Source organism: Vreelandella zhanjiangensis DSM 21076 (assembly GCF_000377665.1).
Lineage (GTDB): Bacteria > Pseudomonadota > Gammaproteobacteria > Pseudomonadales > Halomonadaceae > Vreelandella > Vreelandella zhanjiangensis.
In genome coordinates, this window is sequence record NZ_KB898652.1 from 34,836 (window position 1) to 49,491 (window position 14,656).

Consider the following 14,656-nt stretch of genomic DNA (forward strand, 5'->3'; position numbering starts at 1 on the left):
AAATAACAAACAGCTATTCATTACCACCACTTACCATTCACGGCTCACCAATTACTATTTACCGCTTACCATTCACTCATTAAAAATGCGGCGCCAGCTGCTTGATCAGCGCTTTATAAAGACGCGGGCCTGCGGCCATCAGCTGTCCTTCTACCTTGACGCTAGGCTGGCCATCGGGCGTGCCCATTAGCGCACCGGCTTCTTTAAGGATTAGGCTGCCTACCTGCATATCCTGCTCTTCCATACCCAGCACAAACGCGCTATCGACACGACCGCAGGCCAGTTCACACATATCCAGCAGGCCGCTGCCGGTTGCCAGCAGTGTCTCTACCTGAGGGGCAAGCTGTTGGGTCACGGAAAGATAGGCAGGGAGGTTGCGAGGGCGCAGCCAGGCTTCGGGAAGGCTCATGGCCAGGCGCGTACCGGTAATCGCAGTAGGTTTGCTAACCCGCATACGTTTACCATTGTGCTGAGCGCCGCGGCCGCGGCTGGCGATATATTCATCATCACCAAACGGGGAAATGACCACCGCGTGTTCCGGACGGCCTTTAACAAGACACACCACTGAGAGAGCAAAGCCTTTACCCGCCACCGCTAAATTAGAGTAGCCGTGCATGGGTTCAATCTTCCAGACGGTATCAGCACCCTCGCCTTCACCTGATTTGTGTGAAGTATAACGGCCAACGTAGCCGTGCAGGGGGTAGCCGCGCTCCAATTGATGCACAATAGTCGCTTCAGCCTTGCGCGCCGTATCTTCTAGCAGGCGGTCAAGATTGGACTCTTCATGGGCGTTTTCGATACGTTCACGGACACGTAAAAATTGTTCAACCGCGCTGCGCGCTGCGCGCAACGTAAATTGGACCATCGGATTCATGATCGGGCCTTGTCGCAGTGATGTTAAAGAACAGTAGGCAGGGGGTTGCCTTTGGCGCGCAATTCTAGCAGACCACTCGCAGGCATGCTATCGACTCGTGCTAAACTGGCCGTTTTCCGCTTTTGATCATCAAGCCTGCTTACCGAGCCCTATCCACAGAGCCCCATCACTATGCTTGAACGTATTCGTATTGTTTTAATTGGCACCAGTCATCCCGGCAATATAGGCGGCGTCGCCCGCGCCATGCACAATATGGGCTTGGCCGATCTCGCTCTGGTTGCACCTCGTTGTGAAATTATTACCCAAGACAGTATTTCCCGTGCCTCTGGTGCTGACCACCTGCTACATCAGGCAAGCGTACACGCAACGCTTGAAGAGGCCGTAGCCGACTGCACGCTAGCGGTAGGCGCCAGCGCCCGTTCGCGCACCCTGCCCTGGCCCATGCTGAGCCCACGAGAGCTCGCAGACCGCCTGCCTGGCGAGTGCCAGACGCCTGATTCACGCGTAGCGCTGGTCTTTGGCCGTGAGGATAGCGGCCTGACCAATGCCGAGCTTCAGCGCTGCCACGCCCATGTGCATATTCCCACCAACGTAGATTTTAGTTCGCTGAACCTGGCCGCCGCGGTACAGGTACTTGCCTATGAGTGCCGCATGGCTTGGCTAAGCCAGCAAGACGCAGTACCTGCATCTGCACCTGATGCGGATGATGAGCTAGTACCCCATGAAGAGCTGGAGCGTTACTTCGAACACCTTGAGCGCACGCTGATCGCCATTGAGTTTCACGACCCGGCCCAGCCTCGCCAGCTGATGGCGCGTCTGCGCAGGCTCTACTTGCGCGCGCGGCCAGAGAAAATGGAAATGAATATTTTACGCGGTATTTTATCCGCTACTGAAAAAGCCGCGGGCAAGCGATAACCAAACCCGGCAAACAAGCAGGGAAGGCGTAAACTTGAAGTTATTGTCAGGTGCCCCAACCTCGCTACCCTGCTAACGATACTTTAGTTGTTTAATTGACCGTTTAATTGACCGTCGTGCCTGAGCTGACCCAAGGACCCTCCATGTTCCAACGCCTACGTGAAGATATTAACAGCGTATTTGACCGCGACCCGGCGGCCCGCAATTTTCTAGAGGTCCTGACCAACTACCCGGGCCTTCACGCGCTGCTGATTCACCGTTGCGGTCACTGGCTGTGGAACAAAAACCTGAAATGGCTGGCCCGAACGCTTTCAACGTTTTCCCGCTGGCTGACCGGCATCGAGATCCACCCCGGCGCCACCATTGGCCGACGCTTTTTTATCGATCATGGAATGGGCGTGGTGATCGGTGAAACGGCGCTGGTGGGCGATAACGTCACGCTTTATCAGGGTGTAACACTTGGCGGCACCAGCTGGAATAAAGGCAAACGCCACCCTACCCTTGAAGACGGCGTGATCGTCGGGGCGGGCGCTAAAATACTCGGCCCCTTTACCGTAGGCGCAGGCGCTAAAATCGGCTCTAACGCGGTGGTCACCAAAGAAGTGCCCCCGGGTGCGACCGTCGTCGGCATCCCCGGCAAAATCGTTAAGCGCGCCGACCCGGATGTTGAAGAGGCGCTGGATGTGGACCCGGTTCGCCGCGAGGCGATTTGCCAGAAATTCGGCTTTGATGCCTACGGCGTTAGCCAGGACATGCCGGATCCGGTGGCCCGCTCCATGCAGGCGATGCTCGATCATATGCACGCCGTGGACGAGCGCATTGAACGTATGTGCTCAACCCTCAGCAAGCTGGACGCCAACTACCACGACGGGCATCTGCCAAAACTACGCAATGAAGATTTTGCCGGCGTGCTGGATGAACACGACACAGGCTGCGCGCTCCTGGATAAGCCCGCCACACAGCCAGGCAAGCCCGAGACAGGCCTTAACGATGATAGCCTGCCGCCGCGTAATGGTTGACCAAACTACTCGGGCTTTCCCATAATGGCAGCACATTTGTCGGGAGCACGCTGAAGGTTCAGCGTCGAGGTGCCTGTCATGCGTTTAACTACCAAAGGCCGTTACGCGGTTACCGCCATGCTTGATCTGGCCCTGAATGATCAGTACGGCCCGACCAGCCTGGCGGATATTTCGCAGCGCCAGGAGATTTCGCTCTCCTATCTTGAGCAGCTGTTTGCCCGGCTACGCCGCTCAGAGCTTGTACGCAGCGTTCGCGGCCCGGGCGGTGGTTATCTGCTGAGCAAACCGGCAAGCGACATCAGTGTTTCAGCGGTGATTGACGCCGTGGATGAAACGGTAGATGCCACGCGTTGTCAGGGTCTATCCGACTGCCAGCAGGGCAACACGTGCCTGACACATCATCTGTGGTGCGAACTATCCGGCCAGATTCGGCACTTTTTAGATGACATCACGCTTGCCCAATTGATGCAGCGCCCCGATGTACTACGTATTGCCTCGCGGCAAAGAAATCGTGTTGAAGCGGGCATTCTCGCCTCATCACCGTAATGGCCAAGCGGCACACTATCGCTATCTGGCGCTTTTGAATTAAGCGGGTCCCCATGACGACGACAACCACACCTTCGCTACCGATTTATCTGGATTACGCCGCTACCGCGCCGGTGGACGCCCGCGTGGCCGAGGTTATGCAGCGCTACCTGACGGTTGACCAGCTGTTTGCCAATCCCGCCTCGCGCAGCCATATGCTGGGCTGGCAGGCCGAACAGGTGGTGGAGCAGGCACGTCGTCAGGTAGCTGACACGATTGGGGCTGATCCGCGCGAAATCGTCTGGACCAGCGGCGCGACAGAGGCCAATAATCTAGCGCTGATTGGCTATATGCGGGCCAACCGTGAACGCGGCATGCATCTGGTGACCTCGACCATCGAGCATAAAGCGGTCGTGGACACAGCGCTGGCACTTGAAAGCGAAGGCTTTGAAATCACCTGGCTAACCCCGGGGCACGACGGCACCGTCGCCCCCGAACAACTGCGCGCTGCCATGCGCGATGATACCGCGCTGGTTTCGTTAATGGCGGTGAACAACGAGCTTGGCAGCATTAACGACATTGCCGCGCTCGCCGCCATCGCCCACGAATTTGGTGCCGTTTTCCATACCGACGCCGCCCAGGCGGTGGGTCGAATTCCGCTGGATGTGGTGGCTCAGGAAATCGATTTGATGTCGCTATCCGGGCATAAATCCTACGGCCCCAAAGGGGTTGGCGCGCTATATGTCAAACGCCATCCGGATATCCGCCTTGAAGCGCTGATTCATGGCGGCGGGCACGAACGCGGCATGCGTTCAGGCACCCTGCCCACTCATCAGATTGCCGGGATGGGCGAAGCCTTTGCGCTAATGCACAAAGAGCACGCCGAGGATCAGGCACATATTGCCAGCCTGCAGCAGCGTTTTTTAGCCGGGCTTGCCGACCTTGACGGCGTGGTAGCCAACACCCCGCTTGATCGGGCAGTGCCCAATATACTGAACCTCGCGTTTGAGGGTATCGACGGTGAGTCGCTGCTGATGGCCCTGCGCGATGTGGCCGTGTCTACCGGCTCGGCCTGCAACTCGGCAAGCGTTGACCCGTCTTATGTATTGCTGGGGGTGGGCGTGCCACGCGTTCTGGCGCTTTCTTCGCTACGCTTTAGCTTTGGGCGCTTTACTACCCAGGACGATATTGATCATGCGTTAACCCTCATTCGCCATGCGGTGAGCGGTTTGCGAACACTGCCACGCTAAGCGGCTGGCGCATTTACAAGGAGGACGCCCAATGGCAACACTCAACATTACCCCGGCTGCCGCACAACAGATCCGTCATGTGCTTGATGAGCGCGGTCAGGGTTTAGGCCTGCGCGTGTCGGTCAAACCTAGCGGCTGTTCGGGCTATAGCTATGTACTGGATTTTGCCGATGAAGTTGGCGATGACGAAATTCACTTTGAAGATCATGGCGCCAGCGTTTATGTGGCCCCCGATGCGCTTGAGATGCTCGATGGCAGCGAAGTGGACTATGTCAGCGAAGGGTTGAACCGCTTCTTCAAGTTCAATAACCCGAATGTAAAAGACGAATGCGGCTGCGGCGAAAGCTTTACGGTGTAATACGCAGGCGCCAATGTCATCATCGGTATTCAATGTTGGCTTGAGGCGCTATAATCGCGCCTACTCGGTAATCGGTGAACACTACCGTACTCTTGCCGAAACGATTTTCCTTCGCCGCCCCGGCTTGCCGAGGCGGCAATTTCTGCTTTATCCCTTTTTCTAAAGGCCTCAAGGAGATATTTACATGGCTACTGAACGCACTCTGTCTATCATCAAGCCCGATGCCGTTGCTAAAAATGCGATCGGTGACATCATCGCTCGCTTCGAAAAAGCCGGCCTGCAGGTTGTTGCCGCTAAAATGACTCACCTTTCTGAAGAGAAAGCGGGTGGCTTCTACGCCGAGCATAAAGAGCGTCCGTTCTTTAAAGACCTGGTTGGCTTCATGACATCCGGCCCGGTGGTTGTTCAAGTACTGGAAGGCGAAGGCGCGATTGCCAAAAACCGTGATCTGATGGGCGCAACCAACCCGAAAGAAGCGGCACCGGGCACTATCCGTGCTGACTTCGCGGAAACAATCGACGCCAACGCTGTCCATGGTTCTGATTCTCCTGAAAGTGCTGAGCGTGAAATTAGTTACTTCTTCGGTAACGATGAAATCTGCCCGCGCTAATTAATTAGCGTCGCCGTTTCAACGTTCGTTGCCGGCCATTTTCGCGGGGGCTTTGCCCCCGCCCCTTTCCAGAACGCTGACCGCCATGACCACCACCGTAGCCCAACATACGCCCGCTCCCCAATCCACGCCTGACAGTGAAATGCCAGCGGAAAAAGCGCCTGAGCGCCAGAACCTGCTTGGCCTGTCGTGCGAACAGATGGAAGCGTTCTTTTTGTCGATTGGCGAGAAGAAGTTTCGCGCCGCCCAGCTGATGAAATGGATCCACCAGGAAGGTAGCGACGACTTTGCCGCCATGACCAACCTGTCTAAGCCGCTGCGGGAAAAGCTGGCGAAAGTGGCAGAGATTCGTGGCCCCAGCGTTATTTATGAAGGCACCTCTAGCGACGGTACGCGCAAGTGGGTGCTCGAAGTCGAAGACGGAAGCTACGTCGAAACGGTCCTGATTCCGGCCGAGAACGGCAAGCGCCGCACGCTGTGCGTGTCTTCCCAGGTTGGCTGTTCACTGGACTGTAGCTTTTGCTCCACCGGCAAACAGGGATTTCAGCGAAATTTAACCGCCGCCGAAATCATTGGCCAGGTATGGGTTGCCCAGCGCAGCGTAGGTCCGCGCCGTGACACCGCCAACCGGCCGGTCACCAACGTGGTCATGATGGGCATGGGCGAACCCCTGCTCAACTTCGACAACGTGCTGCCCGCCATGAAGCTGATGCTGGACGATAACGGTTATGGCCTGTCCAAGCGTCGCGTCACGCTGTCGACCTCTGGCGTTGTACCCATGATCGACAAACTGGGCGACGAAATTGACGTCAGCCTGGCCATTTCGCTACACGCCTCGACCGACGAGCTGCGTAACGAACTGGTGCCGATCAACCGCAAGTACAACATCCGTATGCTGCTGGATGCCTGTCATCGCTATCTTTCCAAGTGTCCGGACAACCGTCAGGTGACGATCGAGTACACCTTGATCAAGGATGTGAATGACCAGCAGGAGCACGCCGAACAGCTCGCCGCTCTGCTTAAAGAGCTGCCCTGCAAGATTAACCTGATACCGTTTAATCCGTTCCCCAACTCAGGGTATGAGAAGCCCTCACGTAATCAGGTGATGCGTTTTCAGCAGTGGCTTTACGATTTGGAGTACAACGCCACGGTACGTGTCACCCGCGGTGATGATATCGATGCCGCCTGTGGTCAGTTGGTGGGCCGCGTAAAAGACCGCACTAAACGCAGCGCGCGCTACATCCAATCCGTGCAGCTTGATGCTGACTAAACGGTGCTTATCTTGACTTCCGACGAGCACGGCGCTTTGATGGACACGTTTTTATGCGTCGTGTCGGCGGTCAGTTGGCGATTTACACCATGAGGGCAGCTATGAGTTTTCAAGGGCAATTATGATTGGTCACTGCAGGCGTTTTAACCCGTTCAGGGTGCCCATACTTGCTGCTCTGTTCAGCAGTGTGTGGCTAGCCGGCTGTGCCACATCAAACAATTTGCCTGCCAAGGCCAGCACCGACGCCAAGGATGCCTACACCCAACTGGGCGTCGCGTACCTGGAACGTGATAACCTGCCTAGGGCACGTGCCGCTTTGGGGCGTGCTTTGGAAATCGCCCCCAACCACGGCGAAGCGTTGCAGGCTCTGGCGCTGGTTTATCAACAGCAGGGCGACGTTGAACTTGCTAACACGTATTTTCAACAGGCCATTGATGTCGAACCTATGTTTACCCGTGCCCGTAATAACTACGCGGCATTTTTGTATCAGCAGGGGGATATTGCCGCCGCCTGCGAACAGTTGGAAAACGCATCGACAGATGCCCAGTATGCCAACCGCGCTCAGCTTTTCACTAACCTGGGTCAATGTTATCTGGCGCTGGAAGAATTTGATGAAGCGCGCGGGCGTTTAGCCCGCGCGCAGCGTATCGACCCGCAGAGTCCGCGGGGATATTTTTTATTAGCCGAATTGGAAGTTTCCCAGGGCAATTACCGTAATGCCTGGTCGCCACTGCAAACCTACCTGCAGTTGGCCGGACCAGACCAAGCAGCGCTGGAAATGGCGATAGACATCGCCCGCGCCCAAGGCGACCATGCGACGGCAGCTGACTACCAGCGCAGGCTTGGCACTTATTAATTGACGCCCTGATCACCTAATTATTTAAGGATGCTCAGCCATGAGCGAGACACAGTTACAAGATAGCGTCACTACTTCCCGCACTGCCGCCTCACCTGGCGAGATTCTGTTACGCCAGCGTGAGCAGCTAGGCGTACCGCTGGGCGAAGCTGCCCGAGCGCTCAATTTGCGTCCGGCCGTTGTCGAAGGCCTTGAGCAGGACCGCTATGACGAAATTCCGGTAACCGCTTATCGCCGCGGCTACCTGCGCTCTTACGCTAAATACCTGGGCCTGAACGAGCATCTGGTGCTAGATGCCTATCAGGAGCGTTATGGCCTTGCTGATACCGAACGTAAAGTAGCCCCCGTGTCGGTTAGTCGTCCGCCCTCAAAGCTGGGTGCCTGGCTTTTCAGGCTGGTAACGGTACTGGTGATTGCAGGTCTGATCGGCGTGACCGTCATGTGGTGGCAAAGCCGCGGTGGCAGCGAGCCGCCCAGCTTTGGCGATAATCCGCCCGTAGAAGAAGGCGGCGACCCCATGTCCGCAGCCGACGAAGGTGCCGAACCCACACCGCCCACGACGCCGGCTCTCTCTTCAGAGCAAACAAGCCAGCCTGACAGCGCCAGCGACACGACGGATGCGGCGGAAAGCAATGCTGCAGCGCAGGAAGCTTCAAACGACGAACAAGCCCCCACAGTGAGCGATGTCGCGGCCTTGGATATTGCCGCCTCCACCGAAGCGGATGCCGCTGACGAAGAGGAAACGGCACCTCCGGCGGGCAATGCCAACCGGATGGAGCTTACGTTTAACGAGCAGTCCTGGACCGAAATTTTTGATGCCAACAACCAGCGCGTGTTTGTTGGCTTACAAACCCCCGGCACCACCGCGACCGTCGAAGGTGAGCCGCCGTTTCGTTTAACCGTAGGAAACGCCACTGGCGTCGTGCTGCGCTATCAAGGTGAGCAGGTCGATCTTGCACAGCGCGCAGGCGCCAACAATGTAGCCCGATTTACCCTGGGAGAGTGACCCGTCCTATGCACGCCCCTTCTCCGATAAAACGCCGCCAGTCCCGCCAGATTTACGTAGGTAATGTGGCGGTAGGCGGAAATGCGCCTATTTCTGTACAGAGCATGACCAACACCAACACGCTGGACGTGGCGGCTACTGTTGGGCAAATTCAGCAGCTGGAAAAGGCTGGTGCTGACATTGTGCGCGTTTCCGTACCAGACATGGACGCCGCCGAAGCCTTTGGCAAAATCAAGAAGCTGGTGGACGTACCACTGGTGGCGGACATTCACTTTGATTACAAGATCGCCCTGCGCGTCGCCGAGCTCGGCGTTGACTGCCTGCGCATCAACCCCGGCAATATTGGCCGTGAAGACCGCGTACGCGCGGTGGTGAGTGCGGCGCGCGATAACGGTATCCCGATCCGCATTGGCGTCAACGCCGGTTCGCTGGAAAAAGATCTTCAGAAGAAGTACGGCGAGCCTACGCCTGCCGCGCTGGTGGAATCCGCCATGCGCCATATCGACCACCTGGATCGGCTCGATTTTCAAGAGTACAAGGTCAGCGTTAAAGCCTCTGACGTGTTTATGGCCGTGGCGGCTTACCGTGATCTTGCCACGCGCATTGAGCAGCCGCTTCACTTGGGTATCACTGAAGCAGGCGGTCTGCGCTCGGGCACCGTTAAGTCGTCTATTGGCCTGGGCATGCTGCTGATGGACGGCATCGGCGACACGATTCGTGTGTCACTTGCCGCCGACCCGGTGGAAGAGATCAAGGTCGGCTTTGATATGCTCAAAAGCCTGCGCCTGCGCGCCAAGGGGATCAACTTTATCGCCTGCCCCAGCTGCTCGCGGCAGAACTTTGACGTTATCAGCACCATGAACCAGCTTGAAGAGCGCCTGGAAGACGTTATGACGCCGCTTGATGTTTCAGTGATTGGCTGCGTGGTTAACGGCCCGGGTGAAGCAAAAGAGACCGATATCGGCCTGACCGGTGGCAGCCCCGCGAATCTGGTGTATATCGACGGTAAACCGGCCAGCAAGCTGCGTAACGACCACTTAGTGGATGACTTGGAGCGGCTGATCCGCGAAAAAGTGCGCCAAAAACAGCAGCAAGAAGATGACATGATTGCCCGCAGCGTTTAACGCCGGGCCCATGCATCAGCCAGGATGCAGAACAAGGAGTTTTCATTGAGCAAGTCCGCCGCTAAAAAGATTCAAGCCATCCGTGGTATGAACGACCTGTTGCCCAGCGATAGCCCTCGCTGGCAATTTTTTGAGGCTAAAGTGCGTCATTTGATGCACCGCTATGGCTTCGATGAAATTCGCACGCCCATCGTTGAGCAAACCGCCCTGTTCGCTCGCTCTATCGGTGAAGTAACCGATATTGTCGAAAAAGAGATGTACACCTTTGACGATCGCAATGGCGATAGCCTGACGCTGCGTCCTGAAGGTACGGCCAGCTGCGTACGCGCGGCGATGGAGCACGGCTTATTACACAACCAGACCCAACGGCTCTGGTACCAAGGCCCGATGTTCCGCCATGAGCGTCCCCAAAAAGGCCGCTACCGTCAGTTTCATCAGGTGGGGGTTGAAACGTACGGTTTTGAAGGGCCGGATATCGATGCCGAAGTGATTCTGCTCTCGGCGCGCCTGTGGAAAGAGCTGGGCCTGTTTGAGCATGTCACGCTTGAGCTTAACTCACTGGGTTCGACAGAGGCGCGCGCCGCCTACCGCGATAAGTTGGTGACCTACTTTGAGCAGCACCGCGAGATTCTCGACGAGGACTCTCAGCGTCGCCTGATCAGCAACCCGCTGCGCATTCTGGATTCCAAAAATCCGGCCATGGCCGACATGCTCAACGGCGCGCCGCAGCTGATGGATCACCTTGATGATGCATCGCGTGAGCACTTCGAGCAGCTCAAAACCATGCTTGATGCGGCCGGCATTCCCTTTGTCATCAACCCTCGCCTGGTGCGTGGTCTCGACTACTACTGCCGCACGGTGTTCGAATGGACCACGAGCGCGCTAGGTAGCCAGGGCACGGTATGTGCTGGCGGACGTTACGATGGCATGGTCGAACAGCTGGGCGGCAAGCCGACCCCGGCGGTGGGTTTCGCAATGGGTATCGAGCGGCTGATTCTGCTGCTTGAGACGCTAAATCTGGTTCCCGATGAAGCGCTGGGTGGCTGTGATGTCTATCTTGTGCCCATGGACGATAGCGCAACGATTGCCGCGCTAACGCTTGCCGAGCAGCTTCGCAGCGACCTCCCCGATTTACGTCTGCAGCTTCATTGCGGCGGCGGCAGCTTCAAAAGTCGCATGAAAAAAGCCGATAAAAGCGCGGCGCCCGTTGCCATTTTGCTCGGCGAGACAGAACTTGCCGAACAGGCGGTCACGCTCAAGTTCTTGCGTGATGATCGCGAGCAGCAGCGCGTGAGTCAGGCAACGCTTTCTTCTGCGCTAGACGAGCTGCTGGTCCGCTAAGCTAAACAGGCACGCGCTGCGTGCTGATAAATAACTAATCGTCGCTATGCTGCGGCGGTTTTAGGTAATAGGAGACCGCCCGTGGCGGATCGAAGCGAAGAAGAACAGCTGGAAGTCGTTAAGCGTTGGTGGAAAGAGAATGGTACTTCGCTGATTGCAGGTGCCGCTCTTGCCGCTGCGGGCGTGTTTGGCTGGCATACCTGGCAAGACTATCAGGAAGGCCAGTCGGAAGCCGCCTCGGTTCGCTACCAGCAGCTGGTCAATATTGCCATGGCAAACGAACTCGACGAACAGCAAACCGCCAGCGCGCGTGAGCTGATCAGCGAACTCACCGACGATTACGGCAAAACGCTTTATGCCGAACTTGCCCTCCTGATGGATGCTCGTTTAGCCGTTCAGCAGGACAACCTGGACGAGGCCAAAGCGTCGCTTGAGCAGGTAGCCAACGACTCCTCGCGTCGCTATGTGCAAAGTCTGGCCTGGCTGCGCTTGGCGCGTATCGAAGTCGCCAATGGCGACCCTGAAGCAGCACTGAGCCTGCTTGATGAGCCTATCAGCGAAGCGCTGGCTGCTCAGCAAGCCGATGTACGCGGCGATGCCTACGCAGCCCTTGGCCAAGCCGAACAAGCCCGTAGCGCCTGGCAAAATGCGTTAGAGCTTGCTGAAAATCAGAACCAGACGCTTTACGGCGTGCAATTCAAGCTTGACGATCTTGGCGCCGAGGAGGCGACTCAATGATGAATCTGCGTCTATCCAAACAGCTCATGCGCGTAACGCTCGGAGCAGTAGCCGTTGCCTTGTTGGCCGGTTGCGCCAGCAAGGGTGAGCCCGCCTACACGCCAAAAGAGCTGCAAAGCTTTAATGAATCCGCAACGCTTGAAACCCAGTGGCGCCACAATGTGGGCGACGGCCTGGGCCGGGCACGCAACCCCATTGCGCCAGCACGTGAAGGCGATACGGTGTTTGCCGCTGACGCTCAAGGCCTGGTGATGGCGTTTAACGCCGCAAGCGGTGAGCGTGAGTGGCGGGTAGAGCTTAACGCACCGGTTTCCAGCGCACTGAATGCGATTGCCGGTCACGTGTATCTGGGTACGAGCAACGGTGAAGTCATTGCGCTTGACCAGCGTGACGGCAGCGTAAGCTGGCGCTCCAGAGTTTCCAGCGAAGTGCTGGCGGCTCCTCAGGCCAACCAGCAGCTGCTGATCGTGCAGAGTGTGGATGGCCAGGTAACGGCGCTTGACCGCCTCAGCGGTGAAGAGCGTTGGGTTTACACCAGCTCCCAGCCAGCCCTTACCCTGCGCGGTACGGGTACGCCCATGGTGATCGAGCCGGTTACGTTTGTCGGCATGGCCAACGGTCGCTTAGCAACGCTTGATAACCGTAACGGTCAACCGCTTTGGGATATGCAGATCGCAACCCCCAGCGGGCGTAGCGAAGTCGAGCGCCTGGTCGATCTTTCCGGTCAGCCGCTGATCACCCCTGACGGCCGCCTGTTTGTCACCAGTTATAACGGCCGGGTCGTGGGGCTGGAAGCCACTCGCGGTAACGTACTCTGGGAAAGCAACATCTCTAGCCGCCACACGCCGATGCTGGTGGGCGATTACCTGATCGTGGTTACTGACGACAGCCAAGTGGTTGCACTTGACGCCAGTAATGGTCAGGAAATCTGGCGTAACGATAAGCTTGAAGATCGCTGGTTAACCGCCCCGGCCTTTGCCAGCGGCAACATCGTGGTGGGCGACTTTGAAGGTTATCTCCACCTGATCGACGTGCGTGAAGGTAGCATCGTGGGACGCACCCGGGTTCATAAATCCGGTATTAGCGTCGTCCCGGTTACCGAAGGCAGCACCATTCATGTCCAGGCCAACAATGGTCGCCTGGAAACCCTGGAAGTCACTCCATGACACCCGTCATTGCTTTGGTCGGTCGCCCCAATGTGGGCAAATCGACTCTGTTTAACCGACTAACGCGCTCGCGTGATGCGTTAGTCGCTGATTTTCCCGGCCTGACCCGCGACCGTAAGTACGGTAACGGCATGCTGGGGGGCAAGACCTACACCGTGATTGATACCGGCGGTATCAGCGGTGATGAAGAAGGCATCGATGCAGCCATGGCCGAACAGTCATTGGCAGCTATCGATGAAGCCGATATTGTTCTGTTTCTGGTCGATGCCCGCGCCGGGTTAAACGTGGCCGATGAAGCCATTGCCAATCACCTGCGGGTCAACCAGAAGAAAACCTGGCTGGTCGTCAACAAGATCGACGGCCTGGAAGAGCATTCGGCCATGGCCGACTTCTGGAAGCTGGGCTTGGGCGACCCGTGGCCGATTGCAGCGGCACATGGGCGCAACGTTTCCACGCTGATCGATGTTGTGCTTGAGCCGTTTCCCGAGCGCGATGCCAGCATTCCTGCCGATACCGGCAGCAAAGGCATTCGCATTGGCGTCATTGGCCGCCCGAACGTGGGTAAATCCACGCTGGTCAATCGCATGCTCGGCGAAGAACGGGTCGTGGTATTTGATGAAGCGGGCACCACGCGCGATGCCATCGAAATTCCCTTCGAGCGGCGCGGCAAGCCTTACGTTCTGATCGACACTGCAGGTATTCGGCGACGTAAAAACGTCAGCGAAATTGCTGAAAAGTTCTCCATCATCAAAACCCTGGACGCGATCAAAGAGTCTCACGTTGCGGTGATGGTACTGGATGCCCGCAGCGGCTTGGTAGAGCAGGATCTACACCTGTTGGACTACGTATTGACGACTGGCCGCGCGCTCGTGCTTGCCATCAATAAGTGGGACGGTGTGGAAAGCGAAGCGAAAGAAAAAATGCGCTCGGATATCAAGCGCCGTCTGGGCTTTGCCGACTACGCCGAAATGCACTTTATTTCGGCCCTGCACGGCACGGCAGTAGGTGATTTGTACCCGTCGATTGAGCGGGCGTTTAACGCCGCTAACGCGCACTGGTCCACCAACCGTCTGACCACCCTGCTTCAAGACGCAGTCAGCCAGCATCCACCGCCGATGGTCAATGGGCGGCGTATCAAGCTGCGTATGGCCCACCAGGGCGGCAGCAATCCGCCGATCATCGTGGTGCACGGTAACCAGACCGCGTCGGTGCCCGAGGCGTATCGCCGCTACCTGATCAATACGTTCCGTAAGGTTCTTAAAGTACGCGGCACGCCGATGCGCTTTGAGTTCCGCTCGGGCGATAACCCGTTTGATCATATGGCGGGGGCCAGCGATAAAGAGAAGGCCAAGAAGCGCGAGCTTAACCGCACCAAAGAGGCGCGCCAGAAGCGCCGTTAATTGCCAAGCGCTCTACGCACTCAAGACGCCTGCTTTAACCAGCAGGCGTTTTTGTTTTAACCAATCCAATCCATTGTTCTGGCAAATCAATTGCTCTAGCCGATCAGTTGCTCTAGCCAATCAGCTGTTCTGGCCAATTAGCTGTATCATGCTTCACTATCATAAATTCGCTTGACAGAAAACCCTGCGGGCTCTCCAATAGCC

15 protein-coding genes are annotated in these 14,656 nt (G+C 57.1%); 14 read left to right on the forward strand and 1 reads right to left on the reverse strand.

The annotated features are described in order from the left end of the window. Positions 1-79: 79 nt before the first annotated feature. Positions 80-874, reverse strand: a complete 795-nt coding sequence (locus D467_RS0113850; RefSeq protein WP_018918124.1) for an inositol monophosphatase family protein — start codon at positions 872-874, stop codon at positions 80-82. 171 nt (positions 875-1,045) lie between these two features. Here D467_RS0113850 and trmJ point away from each other — a divergent pair, with 171 nt between their 5' ends. From trmJ to der, 14 genes are all read left to right on the forward strand, one after another. After that, complete coding sequence (trmJ, locus tag D467_RS0113855) at positions 1,046-1,789, forward strand: tRNA (cytosine(32)/uridine(32)-2'-O)-methyltransferase TrmJ (protein ID WP_018918125.1); 744 nt, start codon at positions 1,046-1,048, stop codon at positions 1,787-1,789. A gap of 143 nt (positions 1,790-1,932) precedes the next feature. Then, positions 1,933-2,808, forward strand: a complete 876-nt coding sequence (cysE, locus tag D467_RS0113860; protein WP_018918126.1) for a serine O-acetyltransferase — start codon at positions 1,933-1,935, stop codon at positions 2,806-2,808. 78 nt (positions 2,809-2,886) lie between these two features. After that, positions 2,887-3,354, forward strand: a complete 468-nt coding sequence (iscR, locus tag D467_RS0113865) for a Fe-S cluster assembly transcriptional regulator IscR (RefSeq protein ID WP_018918127.1) — start codon at positions 2,887-2,889, stop codon at positions 3,352-3,354. Between the two features lie 53 nt (positions 3,355-3,407). Continuing rightward, positions 3,408-4,583, forward strand: a complete 1,176-nt coding sequence (locus D467_RS0113870) for an aminotransferase class V-fold PLP-dependent enzyme (RefSeq protein WP_018918128.1) — start codon at positions 3,408-3,410, stop codon at positions 4,581-4,583. A gap of 31 nt (positions 4,584-4,614) precedes the next feature. Continuing rightward, positions 4,615-4,941: a HesB/IscA family protein gene (locus D467_RS0113875; protein WP_018918129.1), complete on the forward strand. Its 327-nt coding sequence runs from the start codon at positions 4,615-4,617 to the stop codon at positions 4,939-4,941. A gap of 184 nt (positions 4,942-5,125) precedes the next feature. Then, positions 5,126-5,551 carry a nucleoside-diphosphate kinase gene (gene ndk / locus D467_RS0113880; protein WP_018918130.1) on the forward strand — a complete coding sequence of 142 codons (426 nt, stop codon included), beginning with the start codon at positions 5,126-5,128 and terminating at the stop codon, positions 5,549-5,551. Positions 5,552-5,636: 85 nt separating this feature from the next. Then, positions 5,637-6,821, forward strand: coding sequence for a dual-specificity RNA methyltransferase RlmN (gene rlmN, locus D467_RS0113885; protein ID WP_018918131.1), 1,185 nt, complete (start codon positions 5,637-5,639; stop codon positions 6,819-6,821). Between the two features lie 121 nt (positions 6,822-6,942). Then, a complete protein-coding gene (gene pilW, locus D467_RS0113890) occupies positions 6,943-7,677 on the forward strand; it encodes a type IV pilus biogenesis/stability protein PilW (RefSeq protein ID WP_018918132.1) in 735 nt (244 codons plus the stop codon). A 40-nt stretch (positions 7,678-7,717) separates the two neighbouring features. Next, entirely contained in the window at positions 7,718-8,683 is a 966-nt protein-coding gene (locus D467_RS0113895; RefSeq protein WP_018918133.1) for a RodZ domain-containing protein, read from the forward strand. A gap of 8 nt (positions 8,684-8,691) precedes the next feature. Beyond that, the gene (gene ispG, locus D467_RS0113900; RefSeq protein WP_018918134.1) at positions 8,692-9,807 is read left to right on the forward strand and encodes a flavodoxin-dependent (E)-4-hydroxy-3-methylbut-2-enyl-diphosphate synthase; all 1,116 of its coding nucleotides are present in this window, start codon (positions 8,692-8,694) and stop codon (positions 9,805-9,807) included. A 45-nt stretch (positions 9,808-9,852) separates the two neighbouring features. Then, positions 9,853-11,148, forward strand: coding sequence for a histidine--tRNA ligase (hisS, locus tag D467_RS0113905; RefSeq protein WP_018918135.1), 1,296 nt, complete (start codon positions 9,853-9,855; stop codon positions 11,146-11,148). 81 nt (positions 11,149-11,229) lie between these two features. Then, positions 11,230-11,886 (forward strand): YfgM family protein, encoded by a 657-nt coding sequence (locus tag D467_RS0113910; protein WP_018918136.1) that lies wholly within the window; start codon positions 11,230-11,232, stop codon positions 11,884-11,886. Beyond that, the gene (gene bamB / locus D467_RS0113915; RefSeq protein ID WP_018918137.1) at positions 11,883-13,052 is read left to right on the forward strand and encodes an outer membrane protein assembly factor BamB; all 1,170 of its coding nucleotides are present in this window, start codon (positions 11,883-11,885) and stop codon (positions 13,050-13,052) included. Before D467_RS0113910 ends, bamB begins: the two co-directional genes overlap by 4 nt. Next, positions 13,049-14,452: a ribosome biogenesis GTPase Der gene (gene der / locus D467_RS0113920; protein ID WP_018918138.1), complete on the forward strand. Its 1,404-nt coding sequence runs from the start codon at positions 13,049-13,051 to the stop codon at positions 14,450-14,452. The genes bamB and der overlap by 4 nt, the downstream gene beginning before the upstream one ends. Positions 14,453-14,656: the final 204 nt, after the last annotated feature.